Source organism: Yoonia maritima, from assembly GCF_002933395.1.
In the GTDB taxonomy this organism is placed as follows: Bacteria; Pseudomonadota; Alphaproteobacteria; order Rhodobacterales; family Rhodobacteraceae; genus Yoonia; species Yoonia maritima_A.
Genome location: NZ_PKFN01000011.1, coordinates 106,090 through 128,888, shown reverse-complemented (window position 1 = coordinate 128,888; position 22,799 = coordinate 106,090). Strand labels below are relative to the sequence as shown.

The 22,799-nt window shown below is 54.6% G+C and carries 23 protein-coding genes; 11 read left to right on the top strand and 12 right to left on the bottom strand.

The window, feature by feature from the left end:
• Positions 1-7 precede the first annotated feature (7 nt).
• From CYQ09_RS15480 to CYQ09_RS15455, 6 genes are all read right to left on the bottom strand, one after another.
• Entirely contained in the window at positions 8-619 is a 612-nt protein-coding gene (locus tag CYQ09_RS15480) for a class I SAM-dependent methyltransferase (protein WP_106746296.1), read from the bottom strand.
• A gap of 73 nt (positions 620-692) precedes the next feature.
• Positions 693-1,559 (bottom strand): D-amino-acid transaminase, encoded by an 867-nt coding sequence (locus tag CYQ09_RS15475; RefSeq protein ID WP_106746410.1) that lies wholly within the window; start codon positions 1,557-1,559, stop codon positions 693-695.
• Entirely contained in the window at positions 1,556-2,515 is a 960-nt protein-coding gene (gene dgcA / locus CYQ09_RS15470; RefSeq protein ID WP_106746295.1) for an N-acetyl-D-Glu racemase DgcA, read from the bottom strand. The genes CYQ09_RS15475 and dgcA overlap by 4 nt, the downstream gene beginning before the upstream one ends.
• Positions 2,516-2,572: 57 nt before the next feature.
• Positions 2,573-3,574: an N-acetyltransferase DgcN gene (gene dgcN / locus CYQ09_RS15465; protein ID WP_106746294.1), complete on the bottom strand. Its 1,002-nt coding sequence runs from the start codon at positions 3,572-3,574 to the stop codon at positions 2,573-2,575.
• Positions 3,575-3,807: 233 nt separating this feature from the next.
• Positions 3,808-5,160 (bottom strand): ammonium transporter, encoded by a 1,353-nt coding sequence (gene amt, locus CYQ09_RS15460; RefSeq protein ID WP_106746293.1) that lies wholly within the window; start codon positions 5,158-5,160, stop codon positions 3,808-3,810.
• A gap of 25 nt (positions 5,161-5,185) precedes the next feature.
• Positions 5,186-5,524 carry a P-II family nitrogen regulator gene (locus CYQ09_RS15455; protein ID WP_106358923.1) on the bottom strand — a complete coding sequence of 113 codons (339 nt, stop codon included), beginning with the start codon at positions 5,522-5,524 and terminating at the stop codon, positions 5,186-5,188.
• A 273-nt stretch (positions 5,525-5,797) separates the two neighbouring features.
• Between CYQ09_RS15455 and CYQ09_RS15450 the strand changes: the two genes are divergently transcribed.
• Positions 5,798-7,954, top strand: coding sequence for a transglycosylase domain-containing protein (locus tag CYQ09_RS15450; protein WP_106746292.1), 2,157 nt, complete (start codon positions 5,798-5,800; stop codon positions 7,952-7,954).
• Positions 7,955-8,005: 51 nt separating this feature from the next.
• Here the strand turns inward: CYQ09_RS15450 and CYQ09_RS15445 are convergent, their stop codons facing one another.
• Positions 8,006-8,371 carry a hypothetical protein gene (locus CYQ09_RS15445; protein ID WP_106746291.1) on the bottom strand — a complete coding sequence of 122 codons (366 nt, stop codon included), beginning with the start codon at positions 8,369-8,371 and terminating at the stop codon, positions 8,006-8,008.
• Positions 8,372-8,523: 152 nt separating this feature from the next.
• Between CYQ09_RS15445 and CYQ09_RS15440 the strand changes: the two genes are divergently transcribed.
• From CYQ09_RS15440 to CYQ09_RS15410, 7 genes are read left to right on the top strand one after another with little or no spacing between them, the layout of a single operon-like run.
• Positions 8,524-10,257 carry a type I secretion system permease/ATPase gene (locus CYQ09_RS15440; protein WP_106746409.1) on the top strand — a complete coding sequence of 578 codons (1,734 nt, stop codon included), beginning with the start codon at positions 8,524-8,526 and terminating at the stop codon, positions 10,255-10,257.
• On the top strand, positions 10,254-11,558 hold the full coding sequence (locus CYQ09_RS15435; RefSeq protein WP_106746290.1) for an HlyD family type I secretion periplasmic adaptor subunit: 1,305 nt from the start codon (positions 10,254-10,256) through the stop codon (positions 11,556-11,558). Before CYQ09_RS15440 ends, CYQ09_RS15435 begins: the two co-directional genes overlap by 4 nt.
• A gap of 54 nt (positions 11,559-11,612) precedes the next feature.
• Positions 11,613-12,074 (top strand): RidA family protein, encoded by a 462-nt coding sequence (locus tag CYQ09_RS15430; protein ID WP_106746289.1) that lies wholly within the window; start codon positions 11,613-11,615, stop codon positions 12,072-12,074.
• Entirely contained in the window at positions 12,071-12,823 is a 753-nt protein-coding gene (locus tag CYQ09_RS15425; protein WP_106746288.1) for a glycerophosphodiester phosphodiesterase family protein, read from the top strand. Before CYQ09_RS15430 ends, CYQ09_RS15425 begins: the two co-directional genes overlap by 4 nt.
• Before the next feature lie 31 nt (positions 12,824-12,854).
• Positions 12,855-14,039: a GNAT family N-acetyltransferase gene (locus tag CYQ09_RS15420; protein ID WP_106746408.1), complete on the top strand. Its 1,185-nt coding sequence runs from the start codon at positions 12,855-12,857 to the stop codon at positions 14,037-14,039.
• On the top strand, positions 14,036-14,335 hold the full coding sequence (locus tag CYQ09_RS15415; protein ID WP_106746287.1) for a 4a-hydroxytetrahydrobiopterin dehydratase: 300 nt from the start codon (positions 14,036-14,038) through the stop codon (positions 14,333-14,335). The genes CYQ09_RS15420 and CYQ09_RS15415 overlap by 4 nt, the downstream gene beginning before the upstream one ends.
• Position 14,336: 1 nt before the next feature.
• The gene (locus CYQ09_RS15410; RefSeq protein ID WP_106746286.1) at positions 14,337-15,182 is read left to right on the top strand and encodes a mechanosensitive ion channel family protein; all 846 of its coding nucleotides are present in this window, start codon (positions 14,337-14,339) and stop codon (positions 15,180-15,182) included.
• A 39-nt stretch (positions 15,183-15,221) separates the two neighbouring features.
• On the opposite strand, the gene CYQ09_RS15405 is transcribed toward CYQ09_RS15410, so the two are convergent.
• Complete coding sequence (locus CYQ09_RS15405; RefSeq protein ID WP_106358932.1) at positions 15,222-15,713, bottom strand: peroxiredoxin; 492 nt, start codon at positions 15,711-15,713, stop codon at positions 15,222-15,224.
• 86 nt (positions 15,714-15,799) lie between these two features.
• Between CYQ09_RS15405 and CYQ09_RS15400 the strand changes: the two genes are divergently transcribed.
• The 3 genes from CYQ09_RS15400 to CYQ09_RS15390 are packed head-to-tail and all read left to right on the top strand — an operon-like array spanning position 15,800 to position 18,209.
• The gene (locus tag CYQ09_RS15400) at positions 15,800-17,014 is read left to right on the top strand and encodes an NAD(P)/FAD-dependent oxidoreductase (RefSeq protein WP_106746285.1); all 1,215 of its coding nucleotides are present in this window, start codon (positions 15,800-15,802) and stop codon (positions 17,012-17,014) included.
• The gene (rsmD, locus tag CYQ09_RS15395) at positions 17,011-17,568 is read left to right on the top strand and encodes a 16S rRNA (guanine(966)-N(2))-methyltransferase RsmD (RefSeq protein ID WP_106746284.1); all 558 of its coding nucleotides are present in this window, start codon (positions 17,011-17,013) and stop codon (positions 17,566-17,568) included. The genes CYQ09_RS15400 and rsmD overlap by 4 nt, the downstream gene beginning before the upstream one ends.
• Complete coding sequence (locus tag CYQ09_RS15390) at positions 17,565-18,209, top strand: HAD family hydrolase (protein ID WP_106746283.1); 645 nt, start codon at positions 17,565-17,567, stop codon at positions 18,207-18,209. The genes rsmD and CYQ09_RS15390 overlap by 4 nt, the downstream gene beginning before the upstream one ends.
• On the opposite strand, the gene CYQ09_RS15385 is transcribed toward CYQ09_RS15390, so the two are convergent.
• The 4 genes from CYQ09_RS15385 to CYQ09_RS15370 form a co-directional block, all read right to left on the bottom strand.
• Positions 18,206-19,081, bottom strand: a complete 876-nt coding sequence (locus tag CYQ09_RS15385) for a 4-(cytidine 5'-diphospho)-2-C-methyl-D-erythritol kinase (RefSeq protein WP_106746282.1) — start codon at positions 19,079-19,081, stop codon at positions 18,206-18,208. The genes CYQ09_RS15390 and CYQ09_RS15385 overlap by 4 nt on opposite strands.
• Positions 19,068-20,765 (bottom strand): tetratricopeptide repeat protein, encoded by a 1,698-nt coding sequence (locus CYQ09_RS15380; RefSeq protein ID WP_204353973.1) that lies wholly within the window; start codon positions 20,763-20,765, stop codon positions 19,068-19,070. The genes CYQ09_RS15385 and CYQ09_RS15380 overlap by 14 nt, the downstream gene beginning before the upstream one ends.
• Positions 20,766-21,030: 265 nt before the next feature.
• On the bottom strand, positions 21,031-21,537 hold the full coding sequence (locus CYQ09_RS15375; RefSeq protein ID WP_106746280.1) for a hypothetical protein: 507 nt from the start codon (positions 21,535-21,537) through the stop codon (positions 21,031-21,033).
• The gene (locus tag CYQ09_RS15370; RefSeq protein ID WP_106746407.1) at positions 21,534-22,775 is read right to left on the bottom strand and encodes a bifunctional folylpolyglutamate synthase/dihydrofolate synthase; all 1,242 of its coding nucleotides are present in this window, start codon (positions 22,773-22,775) and stop codon (positions 21,534-21,536) included. Before CYQ09_RS15370 ends, CYQ09_RS15375 begins: the two co-directional genes overlap by 4 nt.
• Positions 22,776-22,799 lie beyond the last annotated feature (24 nt).

Below are 22,799 nucleotides of genomic sequence, written 5' to 3'. Positions count from 1 at the left end.
GCCTCGGCTACTCACGCCCCACAAATTGCGCAAGCCAGACAGTACGAAATCCGCAATCGAGGTCTTCGACGATATGATCGACGACCTCGAACCGGTTTTGATCAAGCAGCAAGCGGTACTCAGAAGGGTCGAGGCTGGAATGATACAGCGGCTCGCCTTCGAATTCGCCAATTGCGTCGCCATGGGCCGGGCCGCTTGTGAACATCAGCTGTGCCCCGACATTGGCATGCGCGGCGAATACGGGAAACATCAACCGCTGATCACCCGGCGTGAGGTGAAATATACTGTCCCACGCCAACATACCGTCAAACCGCTGGCTCAATTGCAATGCGCGCATGTCAGCAACGACCCAATGCGCCGCTGGCATGTTTTCCTGCGCCACATCAATTAACTCCGGCGAAGCATCGACCCCGGTCACAGCAAAACCGCGATCCAACAGATATCGCGCAATCGGATCGCCGGCACCGCAGCCAATATCCAACAACTGCGCCCTCACAGTGAGCGGCGCAGTGAACCGGTCCAACCAGTTCTTTTCAATCAGGCTGGTACCATGATTACGCACCCAAGCGGCAGCATGGCGGCGGTAAAGCGGGATGACCTGTTTTGCGGCATCATTCATGCCATAACACTAACAGAAAATAAGTGCAGGCAAAGCAGATCCCCCGCGGAACGAGGGATCGTAGATGCGATTATCAAACAGCCAGTTTGCGGCTTTCATCCAAATAGATCTCGCGCAGGCGCGCCGCGATTGGGCCGGGTGTGCCGGTGCCGATGGATGCACCATCGATGTCGACGACGGGCATCACGAAAGTGCTGGCCGACGTGATGAATGCTTCGTCGGCTTCTTGCGCTTCGGTAATGGTAAAGCTGCGCTCTTCGACCTGCATCTGTGCTTCGCGAGCGAAACGCAGAACGGCGGCGCGGGTGATACCGTGCAGGATTTCGCTACCCAGATTACGCGTGATGATCGTGTTGCCTTTGACGATATAGGCGTTGTTTGACGTGCCTTCGGTCACAGCACCATCTTCGACCATCCACGCATCGTCTGCGCCAGCGGCTTTGGCCATCATTTTACCCATAGATGGGTAAAGCAATTGAACGGTTTTGATGTCACGGCGCGCCCAGCGCTGATCCTCAATCGAGATCACTTTGATCCCTTTCTTGGCCGCCGGGTTGTCCGCAAGGCCCGGTTTGTTTTGGGTGAACAAAACAACAGTCGGTTTGGTCGTTTCAGGATCAGGGAAGGCAAAGTCGCGGTCGTCGGGCGCACCGCGTGTGATTTGAAGATATATCATGCCTTCTTCAATGCCGTTCAAACGCACCAATTCACGGTACACTTCTAGCAAATCAGGCAGCACATCAGGGCGCGGCATGTCGAGTTCATTCAATGAACGCTCCAGCCGTTTGGCGTGCCCATCAAAGTCAATCAGCTTGCCATCCAGCACCGATGTCACCTCGTAAACGCCATCGGCCATCAGGAAACCGCGATCAAAGATCGAAATCTTGGCTTCGTTTTCAGGTAGGTATTCGCCGTTGACGTAAACTGTGCGCATGGTCATCCCCATAATGCGGCGGCAGGTGGATGCACGCCTTTGTCATCAAAAATCAGTGGTTGATCACGGTCTTCGGCCAATAAGAGCGGGCCGTCAAGGTCCGTAAAGGCCACACCCTGCGCAAGAATGGTAGCAGGTGCCATGGCAAGCGACGATCCGACCATGCAACCAACCATAACACCGTAACCCTCGGCGATGGCTTGCTCTTTCAATGCGAGCGCTTCGGTGAGGCCACCCGTTTTGTCCAACTTGATGTTCACCATGTCATATTTGCCCTTTAGCGCAGGCAGACTGGTTCGATCATGGCAGCTCTCGTCGGCGCACACCGGCAAGGGGCGCGCGATTTCCGCCAGCATGTCGTCTTCGCCAGCGGGCAGCGGCTGTTCAACCATTTGAACCCCAAGCCGGATCAAGTGGGGCGCAAGGTCGGCATAGACATCAGCAGTCCAACCTTCGTTTGCATCCACGATGATCCGGGCGTCAGGTGCACCGCGACGAACCGCCTCTAGCCGGGCCATATCGTCGGGCGTGCCAAGTTTAATTTTCAACAACGGACGGTGCGCGTTTTTTGCGGCCTGCACCTGCATGGCCTCGGGCGTATCAAGCGACAAAGTATAGGCCGTGATTTCCGGGCCGGGGGCTGGCAGGCCTAACAAGTCCCAAACCCGTTTTCCGGCTTGCGTGGCTGCATGATCCCAATACGCACAGTCCAAAGCATTACGGGCAGCGCCGGCTGGCAAAGCATCGTGCAGGTCACCCCACGCGCCAGAAAAGCCGTTGATCTGTTCTGTCACGCTATCCAAGGTTTCGTCGTAGCGCGCATATGGCACGCATTCACCCCAACCAACGGCGCCATCGCCGCTAACCGTGACGGTTAGCACCTCTGCCTGCGTGCGCGAACCACGACTGATCGTGAATACCTGCGCAAGCTGGAATACATCGCGCGTCACTTGAATTTTCATCGATATGCCTTTTCTCGGTTAGAACGCGGGCGCGATCAAATTTAGCTAAATTTGATCTTACATCGCCGCCAATGCATCGACCAGTCGCCCTGCCCCTTGGCGGAACGTGTCGACAGTAGGAAGGCCCATCCGCTCTTCGACCTCTGCCATATATGCTATCGCTTCGGGCTCAGACATATGCTGCGTATTCACCGATATGCCTATGACCTGACACGCCGGATTAGCAACACGCGCCATCGAAAGCGCACTATCGCGAAGCGCATCTAGGCTCGGCAGTGCATAGTCGGGCAAACCACGCATATGTGTGCGGGTCGGTTCATGCGCGAGCACCAACGCATCAGGCTGCCCGCCGTGAATCAGCGCCATTGTCACACCTGAATATGACACGTGAAATAAGCTGCCCTGCCCTTCGATGTGATCCCAATGGTCAGGGTCATTATCGGGGGTCAGGTATTCTACAGCGCCCGCCATAAAATCAGCGATCACCGCGTCCAGTGGCACGCCACCACCTGTAATAAGGATGCCGGTCTGACCTGTCGGACGGAACGTCGACTTCATGCCACGCTTTTGCATCTCGGCATCCATAGCAAGGCCCGTGTACATTTTACCTACAGAACAATCCGTACCAACCGCCAAACATCTTTTCCCCCTACGCTTTTTTCCATTTGCGATAGGGTAGGCTACCGATGGGATACGCACATCGAATAGGCTGCAACCGTATACTCGTGCAGCTGCCATCAAATCGTTTTCGTCGCGCAAAAGGTTATGCAATCCCGACGCAATATCGAAACCCATTTGAAGAGCCTCGATCAGGACAGCCTTCCAAGCATCCGAAATAACCCCCCCACGGTTTGCCACACCGATCACAAGTGTCTTTGCTCCTGCCGCTTTGGCATCGGCCAAAGTCATGTCTTTCGCACCTACATCAGCGCCACAGCCCGGCATTCGAAACTGACCGACCGCATTATCTGGGCGCCAGTCTTTGATGCCCTGTGCAACCTTCGCGGCCAGCTGATCGGGCGCGTCGCCAAGAAACAGTAGGTAAGGGGTCTGGATCATTTGGGCACTCCGGATTCGAGAAAAGGTATTCATGAGAGGATTGCGCGTAAAATATGGAATTACATCGCTAAGTGGGCCAGTGATAAACCTAAATACGCAACATAGGAGCGTAGAAATCCCACAAACGGGATAATATTGCACACACTACGTAGGGTGGATCTTGATCCACCCTACCAACAAAAAACCCGGGCGCGAACGCCCGGGCAAGTATTGAAAAACTGACAGGAAGGGTATCAGCCTTTCGAGAACTCAGGGTAGGCTTCCATGCCCAGTTCGGACACGTCCAGACCATTAATCTCAGCCTCTTCGGAAACTCGGATACCCATTGTCGCTTTCAAGATGATCCAAACGATCAGCGATACGACAAAGACAAAGATACCCACTGCAGCAAAGCCGATGAACTGGATCATGAACTGCGCACCCATAGAGCGAGCAACACCTTCGGAAATTTCCGTTTGAGTGTTGAAGGCAACTGCCATCGTACCCCAGAAACCTGCGATCAAGTGAACAGGGATCGCACCGACAACATCATCGATTTTGAACTTGTCCAAAAGAGGCACAGTGAAGACAACGATCAGGCCACCAATACCACCGATAATCAGCGCACTAAGAAGTGACGGTGCCAGCGGTTCGGCGGTGATCGCCACCAGACCAGCAAGCGCGCCGTTCAGTACCATGGTAAGATCGACTTTTTTGTACATGATTTGCGTCACGATCAGAGCCACAACAGCGCCGGCAGCAGCCGCCATGTTGGTGTTTGCAAAGATGCGACCAACGTCAGTGATGTCACCAACAGTACCCGCAGCCAACTGCGAACCACCGTTAAAGCCGAACCAACCCAGCCACAGGATGAATGTACCCAGTGTAGCAAGTGTCAGGTTAGAACCCGGCATTGGGATTGTTTTGCCATCTTTGTATTTACCGATCCGTGGACCCAGAACAAAGGCACCAGCGAGGGCGGCGAAACCACCAGCAGCGTGAACCAGCGTTGAACCAGCGAAGTCAGAGAAGCCCATTGCGGACAAGAAACCACCGCCCCACTGCCAAGATGCTTCGATTGGGTAGATAAAGCCAGTCAGCACAACAACGAAGATTAGGAATGGCCACAGTTTGATGCGCTCAGCCAAAGTACCAGAAACGATCGATGCAGTTGTCGCACAGAACATCAGCTGGAAGAAAAAGTCAGACGCGACAGATGCATAGTCAAGTGACGCATCAGCAGCAGCCAGACCTACAGGCTCAAGTGATGTGATCGAGAAGAACGGGCCAAGCCAGCCTTCGACAACCCATTCACCTGGGTACATGAGGTTGAAACCAACCAACCAATACATAATGGATGCGATTGAAAACAGCGCGATGTTCTTTGTCAGCTGTGTTGTAACGTTCTTGGAACGCACCAGACCCGCTTCGAGCATGGCAAAACCAGCAGCCATCCAGAACACCAAGAAGCCGCCCACAAGGAACAGCAAGGTTGTCATCAGATATGGGCCGATTTCATCGAATGTTGGCGCGGCGTCCTGCGCCAGCGCGAATGTCGGCATAAGCGCAAGGCCCGCACCAACAAGAAGTGATTTATTGAGTTTCATTAGTCTCTGTCCCTTAGTTGCGCGATTAAAGCGCGTCGTCGTTTGTCTCGCCGGTGCGCACGCGAAGGGCGCTTTCAACGTCGAGAACGAAAATCTTACCGTCACCGATTTTTTCGGTTTTCGCGGTGGACGCGATAGTAGAAACCACCTGTTCAGCCATTGAATCTGGCACGACGACCTCAAGCTTAACTTTTGGTACAAAATTCACGGCGTATTCCGCGCCACGGTAAATTTCAGTGTGGCCGGATTGAGAGCCGAAGCCCTTGATTTCTGACACCATCATGCCGCGTACACCCACGGTGGTCAGCGCCTCGCGGACCTCCTCGAGTTTAAACGGCTTAATTGTTGCAATGATGAGTTTCACGTTCTTCCCCTTGCAAATTCATATGCAAAGCGCTCTTGGCAGCGCCCGCTTGCAAAGAGACAGAAACCGCGTGTCGCCACCGCGAGCAAGCCTCCTGAGGTATCAGACCGCCCCAAAAGCAGGCACGATTGCACATTTTTTGCACAAATAAGCAGAAACGCCTAATTGTTTAGCAATATAAAAACACCGCATCGGCGACTCATCGCGCTCTACATTTGTGAAAGCCCCCGCTATGGTAGTAAAAAATCAGACAAACAGTCGGTCGGGCAGAACATGAGTGGAAATGGCAATAAGCGGACACCTTTGGTGGCCGAAAAGCGCTACCCGGGAAACGGGACAGCGAAAAAGAAACCTGCGCCCAAGAAAAAGCCCGCTAAAAAAACAGTAACGCGCCGCAAGGCCGCACCTAAGCGCACCAAACCGCGCGGGTTACTGGGGTGGCTACTTTTCCCATTCATTTGGGCGGCACGTATTATCTGGGCTGTTAGCTGGCGACTGGGGCTTGTTGTTGGCCTGATTATCGCTGGCTTTTCATTCTATTTTGCCGCGCAGATGCCCCCTGTTGACGAATTGATCGACGGTCGCACGCGTGGCTCGGTTACAATGACCGACTACCGCGGTGAAGTGTTTGCGTGGCGTGGCGATCAATTCGGCGGGATGGTGACAGTTAACACCGTATCCGGCCACCTGACCAACGCAGTTATCGCAACCGAAGATAAAAGGTTCTACCGTCACTTTGGGATTTCCCCACGTGGGGTTGCATCCGCAGTGCGCATCAACCTGCGCGAAGGGCGCGGTCCGTTATCGGGTCATGGTGGTTCGACAATCACTCAGCAAACAGCAAAACTGCTTTGCCTTGGTGTTCCGTTCGATCCGAACAAGTGGGATTCAGAGGCAGAATATGAAAACGACTGCCGCCAAGGATCGCTTTGGCGCAAAGCCCGCGAGGCCGTCTTTGCAGTTGGCATGGAAATCGCCTACACCAAGGACGAAATCCTAACGATCTATCTGAATCGTGCCTATCTGGGCGCAGGGGCGCGTGGCTTCGAGGCAGCGTCGCAACGGTACTTTGGCATTCCTGCTATGGCGCTTAGCCCTGCGCAATCTGCGATGCTTGCAGGTTTGCTGACCGCACCATCGACATTGGCCCCGACAAGCAACTTACAGCGCTCGCAAAACCGCGCAGCCGTTGTTGTCGGCCTGATGGAGGATCAGGGCTATCTCAGCCAAGCCCAAGCCGATGAAGCCCGCGCGAACCCAGCGACGCTATCAGAAACTGCGCGCGCCAACGCAGCGACTTTCTTTGCTGACTGGATCATGCGCAGCGGTCCAGAATCGTTCACCCGCAACACAACCGAAGACGTATTCATCCGCACGACGCTTGACCCAGCGATCCAAACGGCTGCCGAAGAAGCGATGATCAGTGTCTTTGAAAACGAAGTTCGCGAAGGTTCCGAGGCGCAAGCGGCCATTGTTGTGATGTCCGCAGATGGTGCCGTCCGTGCAATGGTCGGGGGCCGTAATATCGGCGAAACTGGCGCATTTAACCGGGCGACACAGGCAAACCGTCAGACAGGTTCATCCTTTAAGCCGTTCATATTCGCCGCGGCGCTTGATCTGGGCATGTCGCCTTACACGATGATTGACGATGAACGCACATGCTGGAAACGCCGTGGCGCAAGCGATTGGTGCCCGGAAAACTATGATCGCACTTTCAAAGGTCCGATTACATTGATCCAAGCCTTAGCCGAAAGCCGCAACATCCCTGCGATTGTCCTGTCAGAAGACGTTGGCCGCGAACTGGTCCGGAATGTCGCAAATGGATTCGGCCTAAACGGTGACTTAGCCGCCGGTCCGGCCTTGGCGCTTGGCGTTTCTGAAAGCACACTACTAGACATGACAGGCGCCTATGCCGGCATCCTAAACGGTGGATCGCAGGTGACGCCCTACGGGCTTGTCGACCTGCGCATTCGTGGTGACAATGAATCCTTGATGGATTCTCAGGGCGCAGGCATTGGCGAAAGGATCATCGGTCAAGATGCGGCCCGGCAGCTAACGTGGATGATGACGAAAGTCGTCGAAGAAGGCACCGGACGGCGCGCACGTATTGATGGATGGCAAATCGCCGGGAAATCCGGCACGACGCAAGGTGCCCGCGACGCGTGGTTCATTGGCTTTACCGGTGACTATGTCACGGCGGTCTGGATGGGTTATGATGACAACCGCCCGCTAAGCGGCGTAACAGGTGGGGGGCTGCCAGCAACGATCTGGCGTGAAACCATGACCCGTGTGCTTGCTGACAAAAACCCAACGCCTCTTCCCATGACAATCCCGCCAGAACCAGCGCAGTCGGGGCTTTTGCATAGCGAAGGCGGCGAAGTGCTGGATCAAGACATTCTGAACTTGCTAGATTCGATTGTCGGAAACTAAATCCCGATTTGATTGCCCGACCACCAAGCATGTCGGGCAATCAATCAAGCGTCAATATTCGCCTTCTTCGCAGCGGTCATAGCGAAACGCGTAGCCATTCCACACCATGATAATTCCGTCAGTTTCTGCGTCTTTCATCAGGATTGACCGTTCCGTCCACGTCTGTCCGGCACCAGAGCATTCCATCTGATATATCGTCGCATCCATGTCGTTAATATCAACAGGGTTTGTCATACGGCATTCCATTTCAACCCCATGAAAGACGACTTCTTCGATCTTAAGAGAACCGCCATCGACACCAACTAGCGCACATTCGGAATGGGCGGTTTGTTTGTAAACACCATCATAGGGTCCTGCAAAAGCAAGAACAGGCGTCAAAACAGCGGCGGCGAACGAAAAAGAAGTCAGATATTTCATGACGTTGATATTTGCGATAAATCGCCATATTGATCAATCATTTATATTATTCTTGCGCCTTCGCGGGGCATGATCCCAGATAAACAGTTACTAACGCCGCGTTTTTCTATAGGTTGCACAATAGGTTTTCGATGCAAGGAAAAGACCAACCAATGCCTTCATATCCGAACGGACGCGCGCAGTTGCGCGCCGCCCGACAAGAAAGCCGTTCTCTTTACTGGGCCGTTGCGATCTTTAGCTTTTTCGTGAACCTTCTGATGCTAACCGGCCCATTGTATATGTTAAACGTATACGACAGAGTTCTTAGCTCACGATCGTTCGAAACTTTGATCGCACTGTCTGCGCTCGTCGCGTTTCTTTATGGAATGATGGGGATTCTTGATTATGTGCGTGGTCGGGTCATGGGGCGGATCGGTGCGCGGTTTCAAGCGCGCCTTGATCGCCCTGTTTTCGCGGCGGTTATGCGTGCAACAACACTGTCACGCGCCCCTCGCGAAGCGGCAACAGGCCTGCGCGACCTCGAATCGGTTCAGCGCCTAATTACATCGCCCGCTTTGATGGCATTATTCGACCTACCATGGGCACCGCTGTTCTTCTTTGGCATCTTTATTTTCCACCCAGCGATGGGCATTCTTGCCCTGTTTGGCGCGATCGTATTGATGATTGTCGCCATCGCGAACCAAGTCACCAGCCATAAACCGCTAGAGACCGCAAACTCCTCACGCTTTGCAGCAGATCAACTCGGCAACCAGATCCGGTCTGAAAGTGAAATGGTTCACTCTTTGGGAATGCGCAGCGCAGCCTTTGATCGCTGGCAGCTTGCACGTGGCAAGTCGCTGGACGCCAGCATTTCAGCGGCTGACGCGTCTGGCACATTCACCGCGATGACCAAAACGTTTCGCCTATTCCTGCAATCGGCGATGCTGGGCCTTGGCGCATACTTGGTGCTAATCAACGAACTGTCGCCCGGTGCGATGATTGCGGGCTCGATCCTGCTGGGCCGCGGGCTTGCCCCGATTGAAATGATTGTCGGCCAATGGGCCGTATTTCAACGCGGACGCGAAGGCTGGGCCAACTTAGGTGTTCTTCTCAGCGCGGTGCCGCCAGACATGCCTCGTACAGAACTGCCAAAGCCCAAGGCTGCTTTACGTGTTGAGCAGGTTACCGTTGTACCGCCGGGGGAAAAACTGCCCGCGCTGCGGTCAATCAGTTTCGAGGTCAAACCCGGACAGGCCATCGGCGTGATTGGTACGTCAGGCGCAGGAAAATCAACGCTTGCCCGGGTGCTGACAGGTGTTTGGCAACCCGCATCTGGTAACGTGCGTTTAGATGGCGCATCGCTTGAACAGTATGACCCTGACGTTTTAGGCAAACACATTGGCTACTTACCTCAGCGCGTGCAACTGTTTGACGGGACGATCAAAGAAAACATCGCACGTATGCTCATGCAGCCCGACGACGCAGCCGTCGTCAAAGCCGCACAAAAAGCTGCGGCACATGACATGATTTTAAAACTACCCGACGGATATGATACTCGGGTTTCGGCCAATGGTGGGCGGCTATCAGGTGGGCAAATTCAGCGGATCGGCCTTGCACGTGCCCTTTACGGCGATCCGGTCGTGTTGGTGTTGGATGAACCCAATTCTAACCTAGATAACGAAGGTTCCGTTGCCCTGAACCAAGCAATCAAGGTCCTAAAGTCTGAAGGAAACGTCATATTCATCATGGCTCACCGTCCCGCTGCGATCCAAGAATGTGACACATTGCTCGTCATCGACAACGGCACGCGGCGCGCCTATGGGCCAAAGGATGCTGTCATGGCTGAATTGGTCAAAAATCATGGCGACATCCAACGCTCGACCGGCAAGTCGGGAGGCGTAGCATGACCGATCAACCAGAAAACCGTTGGTCCGCAAAGAACCACTTGGGCGCTGGCGTTTTAACACTTTTGATCCTTGTAGGCGGCTTTGGAACATGGGCTTTCCTTGCCCAAATCACAGGCGCCGTTATTACCAGCGGCCAAATCGAAGTAGACCGCAACCGACAGGTCGTGCAGCACCCTGATGGCGGGGTTGTTTCCGAAATCCTTGTGGATGAAGGTGACACCGTGATCGCAGGTGATTTACTTATCCGCCTTGACGCGACGGTCCTACAATCGGAACTGGCCGTTGTCGAAGGGCAGCTATTTGAAATCCTTGCTCGGCGCGCGCGTCTTGAAGCGGAACGAGACGATACTGACACGCTTACATTTTCGTCCACACTACTAGAGGTCGACACCCCCGAGGTCACAGAACTGATCGCCGGCCAAAATCGGCTGTTTGATGCGCGCCGTGAATCCAATGATGGCGCTGTTGAACAGCTGACCCAGCAGCGTGCGCAGATCGCAAGCCAAATCAACGGAATCACAGCGCAGCAAACAGCGCTGACCACGCAGCGCAATTTAATCGCCGAAGAACTGCGTGACCAACAAAGCCTACTTGATCGCGGCCTCGCCCAAGCCAGCCGCGTCCTTGCGCTGCAGCGCGAAGAGGCAAGCCTGTTGGGAACGATGGGTGAACTCACTGCCCAAGCGGCCCAAGCAGCAGAACGTACAACAGAAATAGACCTACAAATTCTAAGCCTTGCAACCACCCGCCGCGAAGAAGCAATCACGCGGCTGCGTGATCTTCAGTACAATCAATTGGAACTTGCCGAACGGCGCCGGACCTTGGTGCGGCAGCTTGATCGGCTTGACGTGCGCGCCCCTGTTTCTGGCATTATTTACGGCATGCAGGTTTTTGCGCAGCAATCGGTTATCCTACCCGCCGACCCTGTGCTTTTCTTGATCCCCCAAGACCGCCCGTTGGTCATCGCAACCCAAGTTAACGTGCAAGACGTCGATCAGATTTATGTCGGCCAAGACGTGACGCTGCGCTTTTCCGCCTTTGATCGCAGCCGTACACCTGAACTGAATGGCAAGGTGACACTTGTTTCCGCGGATGCGTTTCAGAATGAAAACTCCGGCCTGTCGTTTTACCGTGCAGAGGTTCAGCTAAACGAAGGCGAGATTGACCGACTACCTAAAGACATGGCTTTGATTCCCGGTATGCCCGTCGAAGCATTCATGCGTACAGCCGACCGCAGCCCGATGGCGTACTTCCTCAAACCTTTAGCTGACTATTTCGCCAAGGCCTTCCGCGAGTCGTGATTGCACCCTGTCGTTTTGCCCGCTAGCGTTCAGGCAAAATGACAGGAGATTCCCATGAGCGAGATCGAAACCAAACTGGCCGAACTGGGCGTCACCCTACCGGATGCGCCTGCGCCGGCAGCGAACTATGTTCCCTATGTGGTTATTGGCGATATGGTCCATGTATCCGGCCAGATCTCGGCCAATGCTGACGGGCTGATTACTGGAAAACTGGGTCAGGACACTGACGCCGAAGCAGGCGCCGCCGCTGCACAAACATGCGCGGTCAACCTACTCGCTCAACTCAAAGCAGCCTGTGGCGGCGACATCGACCGGCTCGTGCGCGTCGTTAAGCTGGTAGGCTTTGTGAACTCGACCCCTGAATTTACAGACCAGCCGAAGGTAATCAACGGCGCTTCTGACTTTATGGTTGCGGCGCTCGGCGATGCGGGACGCCACGCGCGGTCTGCGGTAAGTGCCGCGAGCCTGCCATTTGGCGTTGCTGTTGAAATCGAAGCAATCTTCCAGATCAAATGACCTTGCCACCATCTTTCATTGCCCGCCCGATCACCCACCGCGCCCTTCATGACCGCGCTGCGGGGCGGGTGGAAAACAGCCTTGCCTCGATCCAAGCGGCAATCGATGCAGGCTACGGCATCGAAATTGACGTACAGCTAAGCCGCGATGATCAAGCAATGGTGTTTCACGACAACCTGCTTGATCGCTTGACCGCAGAAACTGGCGCTATCCGAGCACGCACAAGCAAAGAACTGGGCGCGATCAAGTTGACTGGTGACCCCGGAACCATTCCAACGCTGACGCAAGTTCTGGAAACCGTTGGTGGCCGCGTGCCTTTGCTGATCGAAATCAAGGATCAAGACGGCGCAATGGGCCCGAATGTCGGCATACTGGAACAGGCAACGGGCAACGCGCTCAAGGACTACTCCGGAGAGGTTGCGGTCATGTCGTTCAATCCGCACAGCATCGCTGCGATGGCACAGATTGCGCCAAATATCCCGCGCGGGATCACCACATCTAGCTATCAGGCGCAGTACTGGCCCGAAGTCCCTGATGAAACGCGCGCCGTTTTGCGCGATATCCCCGACTATGATCACACAGGGGCCTGCTTTATCAGCCACGAAGCGGCCGACTTGGACCGTCCTCGGGTTGCAGAGCTGAAATCCCAAGGCGCGCAGGTGCTTTGCTGGACAATCCGTTCGCCCGAAGCCGAGGCAAAAGCGCGCGAGATCGCCGAAAATGTGACCTTTGAAGGCTACCTCGCTTGACGAAGCGCAGATCGCACCCAAGTCTGATAATATGACAGACATCCCAATCGAAGTCGCGGCCCATCCCAGCCTTGCGGACATTAACCCAACCGACTGGGATGCCTGCGCATGCCCAGAGGCAGTCGACGGTCGCCCCTATGATCCATTCACGACGTATCGATTTCTAAAGGCATTAGAAGACAGCGGATCGGTTGGTGGCGGCAGTGGCTGGCAGCCTCGTTATTTGACCGTGCGCCAAAACGGCCAAATGATCGCCGCAGCACCGCTTTATGCAAAGGGGCACAGCCAAGGCGAGTACATCTTTGATCACAACTGGGCGCATGCCTATGAAAACGCGGGCGGGCGATACTACCCTAAACTCCAAATCGCTGTGCCGTTCACCCCTGCGACAGGACGCAGGTTTCTGACCAGACCGGGGTACGAGGTGATTGGAATGTCTGCCCTGATCCAAGGCGCGATCCAGATCGCCGCAGACAACGAAATCTCATCCGTCCACGCCACCTTTTGCACCGAGGCCGAAGCAATCGCGGGCGAGGAAATGGGGCTGCTTGCCCGCATTGGCCAGCAATTCCACTGGGTCAACGACGGCTATAAAGACTTCGACGCATTCCTTGCCACGCTATCCAGCCGCAAGCGCAAGAACATCCGCAAAGAACGCGCACAAGCGCAAAGCTTTGGCGGAGATATCATTACCCTGACAGGCGAAGATATTCAGCCCGAACATTGGGATGCCTTTTGGCAGTTTTACCAAGACACGGGTAATCGTAAATGGGGCACCCCGTATTTGACGCGCGAATTCTTTGACTGCGCCCAAGAAACCCTGCGCGACGATATGATGATGGTGCTCGCTATGCGGGACGGTCGCGCCGTGGCTGGGGCGCTGAATTTCATTGGGCGCGAAACGCTATTTGGGCGCTATTGGGGCTGTATCGAACACCACCCCTGTCTTCACTTTGAACTTTGTTACTATCAGGCGATTGATTTCGCCATCACCCAGGGTCTGTCGCGTGTCGAAGCAGGGGCGCAAGGCGAACACAAACTGGCGCGCGGGTACCTACCTGTCACGACACATTCGCTGCACTGGTTCGGTGATCCGGGTTTTCGGGACGCTGTCGCGCGCTATCTTGACGCAGAACGTGACGCCATCGACCACGAAATCGAAGTCCTGACCAGCTATGGACCATTCCGCAAATCCAACCGTGAGGAACAGCAATGACCAACACATTGACCGAAACCGAACGCAACGCACTCATCAATCCACTGCTTTCTACCGGCTGGCGCTTTGTCAGTGGTCGTGATGCGATAGAAAAGACCTACACGTTCTCAAATTTCATCGACGCCTTTGGCTTTATGACCCGCGCTGCGATCTGGGCTGAAAAATGGAACCACCACCCCGAATGGTTCAATGTCTACAAAACCGTCAAGGTTACGTTGACCACACATGACGCAGGTGGTCTATCGGCGCTAGACGCCAAACTCGGCGCTAAATTAGACAAACTCGCAGGGGGCTGACTTGGACAAGCTACTAAACACCGCCATCTGGAATGGCAAAACCATCGGAGATCTACTGACGCTTGAGTTTCTAGCGTCTATTTTTGGTAATGTCGTTGCGGCGTTACTGATCATCATCGCCGGCTTTGTGATCGGCGGTTGGCTACGAAAACGGCTCGTTCATCTTGGTGAAAACAACAAACATCTCGATATTACGCTATTCAATTTCCTTGGAAATATAGCGCGGTATATCGCGATTGGCTTTGCATTCCTATTTGTGTTGAACACGTTTGGCGTCGAAACCACTTCGTTCGTCGCCGTCATCGGTGCCGCTGGTTTGGCGATTGGTCTTGCGTTGCAGGGCACGCTGTCAAACGTCGCGGCTGGTGTGATGATCGTGTTCTTCCGTCCAGTAAAAATTGGCGATTTTGTCGAAGTATCCGGCCAAATGGGTACCGTAAAAGACATCACTTTGAACTTTATTGAACTCGCGTCACCCGGCAATCTACAAATCATCATCCCCAACGCACAGGTTTGGGGCAACACCATCGTAAACTACTCGACCTACGCCACACGACGGGCCGAATGGACATTTGGGGTTGGTTACGGTGCAAATCTTAAAAATGCCGAACAGGTTATCCGCGACACGATTCTTGCGGATCCACGCGCAAAAACGGATCCTGCCCCGTTCATTCAGGTAAACAACTTGGGCGATAGCTCGGTTGATTTTCTGGTGCGTGTTTGGTGCGATAGCGGTGACTATTTTCAGTTTCAAGCTGATATGAAACGGCAAGTCAAAGAGGCGCTTGATAAAGCGGATATCGACATTCCGTTCCCGACACGAACACTGGTTCAGACCCAAGCATAACAAAAAAAGGGCGGTGCATTCAGCACCGCCCTTTTGGTTTTACTCCATTGCCTCAAGCAATGTTTCACCAGCAGAAATTTCGCATTCACCTGGGTTCGCTTCAGCGTTCAAAATGGTGATCACGCCGTTGTCGACCAGCATCGAGTACCGCTTAGACCGGTTCACGAAACCAACCGGTGCCGCGCTAAAGTTCATTCCGATTTCTGTTGTAAACGCGCTTTCGGCGTCGGCCAGCATTGTAATGCCAGCGTCGATCGCTCCGGTCGCATCGCCCCATGCTTTCATCACAAACGGATCATTGACCGAAATGCAGATAATTTCATCAACGCCTTTGGCTTTGAAATCGTCATGCGTGATCATAAAGCTTGGTACGTGAGCCGTAGAACATGTACCAGTATACGCGCCCGGCAAGCCAAAGATCACCACTTTGCGGTTCGTCAGCTTGTCTGAAAGTGACACTTGTGCTGGTCCGTCTTCACCCATTTGCAACAATGTTGCGGCCGGAAGTGTATCACCTGTTTTGATAGTCATTATTATAGCCCCTTCGTGTTTGTATCTTTTGATGACTCACATATAGATGTCCCTGAAACAAGAGGGTGAACCCCAAGGAGATAAGTATGGCTCACGTTGTCATTGTCGGTGCAGGTCAGGCTGGCGCGTCTCTCGCTGCGAAGCTACGCAGCGAAGGCTTTGATGGTGACGTTACACTTATTGGCGCAGAAAAGGTACCACCTTATCAGCGTCCGCCGCTTTCAAAGGCTTATTTACTTGGGGAAATGGCCGAAGAACGGCTGTATCTGCGGCCCGAAGAATTCTATGCAGATCAAAAGATCAATCTGCGCCTCAATACACGCGTAGTTGCAATTGATAGACAAAATAAAACCATCACGTTATCTGACGAAGAAGTCATCCCATACGATGATTTGGCGCTGACAGTCGGCGCGCATCCGCGCATGCTGCCCGCCTCTGTCGGTGGAATGCTGGACGGTATCTATGCGATGCGCGATCTTAGCGACGCGGATGCGATGGCACCTGCCCTTGTCGCTGACAAACACGTGCTGATCATCGGTGGTGGTTACATCGGGTTAGAAGCTGCCGCAGTGGCCGCAAAGCGCGGGCTAAAGGTTACTTTGGTCGAAATGGCCGACCGTATTCTACAGCGCGTCGCTGCCCCAGAGACATCAGATTATTTCCGCAAACTTCACCGCGCACATGGCGTTGATATCCGCGAAGGCGTCGGGCTTGAACGATTGCTGGGCGACGACCACGTCTCGGGTGCATTGCTGACCGATGGCACCGAATTAGAAATCGACTTTGCCGTAGTTGGTGTTGGGATCAACCCAGCCACGATCCTTGCTGAAAGCGCTGGTATTGCTGTCGATAACGGCATCACCACAGATAGCCACGGGCGTACGTCTGATCCGCATATCTGGGCGGCAGGCGATTGCGCGTCTTGCTTGTTTAAGGGCGAACGCATCCGTCTTGAAAGCGTAGGCAACGCCATTGATCAGGCAGAGGCCGTCGCACGCAACATCATGGGGCGCGACGAAGAATATACGCCGAAGCCATGGTTCTGGTCTGATCAATACGACTGCAAGCTGCAAATCGCCGGGCTGAATATTGGCTATACCGATGTTTATATCCGCAAAGGGGACGCGCCCGGTGTGCAGTCCAACTGGTATTACAAAGGCGACGAACTGCTCGCTGTCGACGCGATGAACGACCCGCGCAATTACATGATCGGCAAGCGCCTGATCGAAGCAGGCCGCAGCCCTGCCCCAGCCGTGATCACCGACCCAGCCACCGATATGAAGGCGCTATTAAAGCCGTGAGGATCATTGGTGGCACCCATCGCGGCACGGCTTTGGCCGCTGTCGGAAAAGGCGACGCAGGGGCGCATCTGCGCCCCACGACCGACCGCGTGCGCGAAAGCCTGTTTAACGTTCTGTTAGGTGGGCGATTTGGTAACCCGATCACGGACACGAACGTGCTCGACCTATTTGCCGGCACTGGTGCGCTTGGGCTTGAGGCCCTTTCACGTGGCGCAACCCACGTGACCTTTGTCGATAGTGGGCGGGTCGCGCAAAAGCTGATCCGCGAAAACATCGCCAAACTGCGCCGACAGTCCGACACGATGTTGATTAGCAGTGACGCATCGCGCCTTCCCCAAGGCGATCCCTGCGCGTTGGTGTTTCTTGATCCGCCATACGGCCAAGGGTTGGGTGCAAAGGCGCTTGGCGCGGCCAAGACTGCAGGCTGGATCGCCCCTGATGCGCTAATCGTGTGGGAAGAAAGCACCGCCCAAATCGCGCCACCCGGTTTTACAACGCTCGACCAACGCCGCTATGGCGATACTTGGATAACATTTCTAAAGGCAAATTTATGACTCCTAAATTAGTAATTTTTGACTGCGACGGCGTTCTAGTGGATACCGAACCAACAACTGATAAAATCATCTCGGCCAGTCTGACCCACTTTGGTCTGACGATCAGCCCAAATGACGTGCACCGGCTTTTCGCTGGCGGCACAATCGAAGGCGTCGGAATTGAAGCGACCCGTCGCGGCGCGGTTCTACCGGACACATGGGTTGATGACATCTATGCTGAAGTTTTCGAAGCACTGCGCAAAGGCGTCCCTGTGATCCAAGGGGTCATTGACCTGATCCACGCGCTTGATCGCGCAGGCATAAAGCGCGCAATTGCGTCTAACGGGCCGATTCCCAAGATGGAAATCAGCCTGACACCAAGCGGTCTTTTTGAATTGTTCGATGGGCGCATCTATTCTGGTCACGACCACGGGCCAAAGCCTAAACCAGATATGCTGCTACAAATCGTGAAAGACATGGGCGTCACGCCGCAAGATGCTGTGATGATCGACGATATGCCCGCCGGGTTCTTAGCCGCAAAAGCGGCAGGAATGCCATGTTTTGGGTATGTGGCCGATGGTGATCCAGCGCGTATTGGCGATACAGGTGCAACGCCTGTGACCCATATGGACCAAATCCAGCAAGCGCTTGGGCTAAATTAAAACACCTGCCCCGTGCCTAACACCTCGGCCGGGGCGACCCACCAATCCATCTGTGACACTTGGACGATCCGTGCGACATGGCGCGCTGTCGCCATGTCCTTAACCAAGCCAAAGCAGGTAGCACCTGAACCGGACATGCCTGCAACACTGACGCCCGGCAAAGATTCCAGTTTGGCTATAACTTTGCTGATCTCCGGCGCGATCTTTTCGGCGGCAGTCTGCATATCGTTTCGTTGCGCCTTTAGCCAATTTACGAACGCGTCATAATCGGCGCCTTCAGGCAGCGGGGCCATTGGCGCACCATTTTTATCTGTCATGCCGTTAAACACCTGCCCGGTCGGTACATCGACCCGAGGCCGCACCAAAACGATCGCACAGGGCGGCAACAGCGGCACAGGAGCAAGCACATCACCAATCCCCGACATCCGTGTTGGGTTAGGGGCCCGCAAACAAACGGGCAGATCAGCGCCCAATGCTACCACTTCTGGTGCGGTCGCAGGCAATGGATCAACCTGCCAAAGCTCGGCCAACATCGCGAGGGTGATAGCAGCATCTGACGATCCGCTGCCAATACCGGCGGCGTGCGGCAAATGCTTTTCAAGCGTCAGCATTGCGCCTTTATCCACACCGCGTGCGGCCCGCAACGCGTCAGCCGCCCGCATCATTAAGTTGCCTTCGTCAGTCGGGACACCAATCGAAAACGGCCCATTCACCGAAATGCGCATATCTGGCGCAACCGTCGCGGTTAACCGATCGGAAACACCGGCAAACACGACAAGACTATCCAGCAAATGATACCCATCTGCCCGTTGTCCCGTCACATGCAAGGTAAGATTAACCTTAGCAGGTGCTATCGCCTTAATGGTCGCCACTGGCCACCCGGATCGGCGCAAGACCTTCTTCAACAAGCACAATATCTAGCCCGCGATCCAGCTTATCACGGATACGTAATGCTTCAGTATCAGACGGACCAAATGATAATGCGCGGTTCCATTGGAATTGCGCCTCTACCTCGCGGCCAACAGCCCAATAAGCATCACCAAGGTGGTCATTTACGACAGAATCGACAGGTTCCAGTTCGGCAGCGCTTTCCAACAATCCGACGGCTTCGTCATAACGACCAAGCTGGAACAGCACCCAGCCAAGACTATCGATAATCGCGCCGTGATCTGGCCGCGCCGCAGCAGCTGTTTCAAGCATACCAAGCGCTTCATCCAATTTTTCACCGCGTTCAACCAAAGAATACCCAAGATAGTTCAAGATCTGCGGATGGTTCGGCTGCAACGACAACGCCGCGCGAAAATCAGCTTCTGCAGCGGGCCAATTATCTGTCTTATGCGCGCAAATGCCACGGGTGTAATACGCAAACCATTTCGTCGGATCATCGTCATCATAAAGTTCGATGGCACGTGTATAGGCCCTGCCCGCTTCCTCATACCGGCCAGCCTGCCGAAGAGTGTCGCCTTGGTTGGTAAAGACCTGTGGCAAATCGGGGTGACTGCGGGCCAGCGCATCCAAAACTTCGATCGCGGCTTCGACACGACCCCCCGAACGCAATACATCAGCACGGCCAAGTTCGGCAGCATGGAATGCAGGATCGTCACGTGGGACGCTTGTATACGCAGCATTCGACAGATCGTACTGCCCCAGCTTTTCCAGCAAACCAGCGGTCATCAAAGTAGCGACAGTATTATCTGGCCATAGATAGTTAGCCGCGCGCGCATACATCAACGTATATGCATCAGGCGCATCGTTTTGGATCGCGCCAGCCGTGATGTGATAAATTTCCGCCATCCCCTGTTCAGGCGTGGTGACAGCATTGTAAGCGACAGCCTCACCAGCCTGTAATTGATCCCGTAGCTGCGCAAGACCAGGATCCAACTTCGCGCCAAACACCCCATCAAGGATCACCAGCGCATCTTCGTTCCGGCCAAGCTGGCTTAGGATTTGCGCATGGGCGATGCCGCTTTTTCGGTTATACCGCATCCCACCGGCGACACGCATACTGAACATCGCTTCGGCGCCTTCGAAATCGCCAACCGACGCAAGCGCGTATGCTTTGTGCGTTACGCCATAAACAACCATACCTTCGGTTTCGATCACACGGTCAAAGCCAGCACTGGCCTTGGTCATGTCACCATTTCCAAGATGTGCCCATGCTTGGGCAATTCCATCAATCAGTGGGCTAACTGTGCGCCCTTGTTCTAACGCTTGGAAAATGCCGTCCCAATTTTCCGACTTCACGTCTGCCATCTGCAAAACCAGATGCGCCACCTGACTGTTAAACCCCTGATCAACGATAGCTTGAGCTATTGAAATTGCCTGATCCATTTGCCCCAGCGCGACATAAGATGTCATCGCGCGATCAAGAAGATAGGGGTTCGACGGATCGCTAAGCAGTCCTTCGGTCAGATACCTTGCCCCAGAACCATAGTCATGGTCGTGGACGGCTTGCCGCCCAGCAAGGTACGCCCCAGCATTGGGGTCGGCCAGTACCGCAGACCCAGAAGACAACAGATAAGAAACAGCGACGGCAGAAAGTAAGCGTTTTAGCACGATTTAATCAGGCCTTTTGGTCAGGTTCATCTTGAGCCTAATGGGACTATGCCAGTCATGCAAACACGTCCTCGTGATCACGGCATGTTGTCGCAACTTGAACGGCCTAAGCCCTGCCGCTGGCACAAGAAGACAGGCCCGAAAGCCCGCCTACTCGCCCTGCCAAGACTGCTCCGGCACGCCTATTACGTTTGGCGTTTCGCGTTGAAAACGACACTAAGCGATGAAGTGATTCGCAGTCAATAGAGTGATTCGCGAATCGGCATTAACTTACCGGTGCATATGTCCTGCAGTATGGGTCGATTGGAACCGGGCTAACCAAGAATGGCGTATCTGGCGGCATACCGCTTTCTTCGACCCATTGGCCATCTAAGCAAAAATCCTGTGCATAGTTACCAAGGTTGAAACCAAAACCCGGATTGCCACAGTCATTCGCGTTCCCGTTCGCGTTCCATGCCTGCGTCACACCTAAGCCCAGTTCCCCCGGCGTCACAAAGACAGCCCGGCCCGGATCATAGCGCAACATCCAACTTGCGCCGTCTTGGCGCGATGCCATGTCCCATTTTCCCAGCAGCGAGCCAGCCTGATAGCCCGCGATCTTAAACCGGGTCACGTCTGCTTCGGTCACCATAGGTTGTCCCAGCGCCGCATCCGGGATCGTCATCTGACCGGTCATTGTGTAGTCATTCGCGCCGATCCAGCAAAAATAGAAATCAGCAGCATTCGCCTGCGTCGCGGTCAGCGACAATATGACGGCACCAGCGCGGATCATTTTGCATTCTCGCGCATGACATGCCCGGCAAGGTATAGCGATCCGCAAATAAGAATGCGGGCGTTCGGTGCTTCTGCCTTGATCTTGGTGATAGCGTCCGTCACGCTATCGGCGACCGACGCATCCATGCCAACGTCCACAGCAGCCTTGGCCGTATCTTTGGCGGGAATGGTATTTGCCTCACCGGGGATCGACACTGCAGTCAGCGTGTCGGCCACTTCGGACAGCGGAGCAAGATAGCCGCCAATGTCTTTAGTATTCAGCATACCGCAAATCAGATGGGTTGGCCGTTTGAGTTGCTGGCGCAACGTCGCTGCCAGCGCGCGACCAGCGGCGGGGTTATGACCACCATCCAGCCACAGTTCTGCGGGTGCGGCAAGATCGACCAGCGCACCTTTAGTCAAACGTTCCATTCGGGCGGGCCAATAGGCGCGGGTGACGGCAGTTTCGCAGGCGGATTCGTCTTTGCCTAGCAGGCGCAGGGTCGCAATCGCGGCACCTGCGTTCATAATCTGATGCGGTCCGGGTAAATTCGGCAGCGGCAAATCAAGCAATCCACGCTCGTCTTGATAAATCAGCCGTTCGCGTTCAGCACTGACGTGCCACTGCTGACCGTATGCATAAAGAGGCGCGCCAAGACGGGCGGCGATATTTTCGATCACATCCATGCTTTCGTCATGCTGCGGGCCAACGACACAGGGAACGCCGCGCTTGATGATCCCAGCCTTTTCACCAGCGATTTGCGCCAACGTATCGCCCAGAAACTGCTGATGGTCCAAATCCACCGGCGTAATCACCGTCACCGCCGGCTTATCGATCACATTCGTCGCATCCAAGCGCCCGCCCAATCCAACCTCAAGCAAAGTATAGTCGGCAGGCGTTTTAGCGAACGCCAGCAAACCAGCAACGGTCGTGATTTCAAAATAGGTAATCGGGTCTGTGCCATTGGCGGTATAGCAACGATCCAAAACTTCGGTCAGCGCCTCTTCGGTGATCAACTCACCAGCAAGCCTGATGCGCTCATGGAACCGCGCCAAATGCGGTGAGGTGTAAGCATGCACCTTGGCATTACCCGCCTCTAACCCTGCGCGGATCATGGCTTGGGTCGATCCCTTGCCGTTCGTACCTGCCAAATGGATGACAGGCGGCAAACGGTTTTGGGGATTATCCAGTTTTTCAAGCAAAGTCCAAACGCGGTCCAAGGTCAGGTCGATGACCTTGGGATGCAAGGCCATCATCCTTTCAAGGATCACATCAGACGA

Excerpts from the sequence above, each read along its gene's own strand:
- CYQ09_RS15430 (WP_106746289.1), top strand. The coding sequence starts at position 11,613 with ATGAGCGAGATCGAAACCAAACTGGCCGAACTGGGCGTCACCCTACCG.
- CYQ09_RS15435 (WP_106746290.1), top strand. The coding sequence starts at position 10,254 with ATGACCGATCAACCAGAAAACCGTTGGTCCGCAAAGAACCACTTGGGC.
- CYQ09_RS15370 (WP_106746407.1), bottom strand. The coding sequence starts at position 22,775 with ATGATGGCCTTGCATCCCAAGGTCATCGACCTGACCTTGGACCGCGTT.
- amt (WP_106746293.1), bottom strand. The coding sequence starts at position 5,160 with ATGAAACTCAATAAATCACTTCTTGTTGGTGCGGGCCTTGCGCTTATG.
- dgcA (WP_106746295.1), bottom strand. The coding sequence starts at position 2,515 with ATGAAAATTCAAGTGACGCGCGATGTATTCCAGCTTGCGCAGGTATTC.
- CYQ09_RS15480 (WP_106746296.1), bottom strand. The coding sequence starts at position 619 with ATGAATGATGCCGCAAAACAGGTCATCCCGCTTTACCGCCGCCATGCT.
- CYQ09_RS15475 (WP_106746410.1), bottom strand. The coding sequence starts at position 1,559 with ATGACCATGCGCACAGTTTACGTCAACGGCGAATACCTACCTGAAAAC.
- CYQ09_RS15390 (WP_106746283.1), top strand. The coding sequence starts at position 17,565 with ATGACTCCTAAATTAGTAATTTTTGACTGCGACGGCGTTCTAGTGGAT.
- CYQ09_RS15445 (WP_106746291.1), bottom strand. The coding sequence starts at position 8,371 with ATGAAATATCTGACTTCTTTTTCGTTCGCCGCCGCTGTTTTGACGCCT.
- CYQ09_RS15415 (WP_106746287.1), top strand. The coding sequence starts at position 14,036 with ATGACCAACACATTGACCGAAACCGAACGCAACGCACTCATCAATCCA.
- dgcN (WP_106746294.1), bottom strand. The coding sequence starts at position 3,574 with ATGATCCAGACCCCTTACCTACTGTTTCTTGGCGACGCGCCCGATCAG.
- CYQ09_RS15375 (WP_106746280.1), bottom strand. The coding sequence starts at position 21,537 with ATGATCCGCGCTGGTGCCGTCATATTGTCGCTGACCGCGACGCAGGCG.
- CYQ09_RS15450 (WP_106746292.1), top strand. The coding sequence starts at position 5,798 with ATGAGTGGAAATGGCAATAAGCGGACACCTTTGGTGGCCGAAAAGCGC.
- CYQ09_RS15420 (WP_106746408.1), top strand. The coding sequence starts at position 12,855 with ATGACAGACATCCCAATCGAAGTCGCGGCCCATCCCAGCCTTGCGGAC.
- CYQ09_RS15405 (WP_106358932.1), bottom strand. The coding sequence starts at position 15,713 with ATGACTATCAAAACAGGTGATACACTTCCGGCCGCAACATTGTTGCAA.
- CYQ09_RS15400 (WP_106746285.1), top strand. The coding sequence starts at position 15,800 with ATGGCTCACGTTGTCATTGTCGGTGCAGGTCAGGCTGGCGCGTCTCTC.
- CYQ09_RS15425 (WP_106746288.1), top strand. The coding sequence starts at position 12,071 with ATGACCTTGCCACCATCTTTCATTGCCCGCCCGATCACCCACCGCGCC.
- CYQ09_RS15440 (WP_106746409.1), top strand. The coding sequence starts at position 8,524 with ATGCCTTCATATCCGAACGGACGCGCGCAGTTGCGCGCCGCCCGACAA.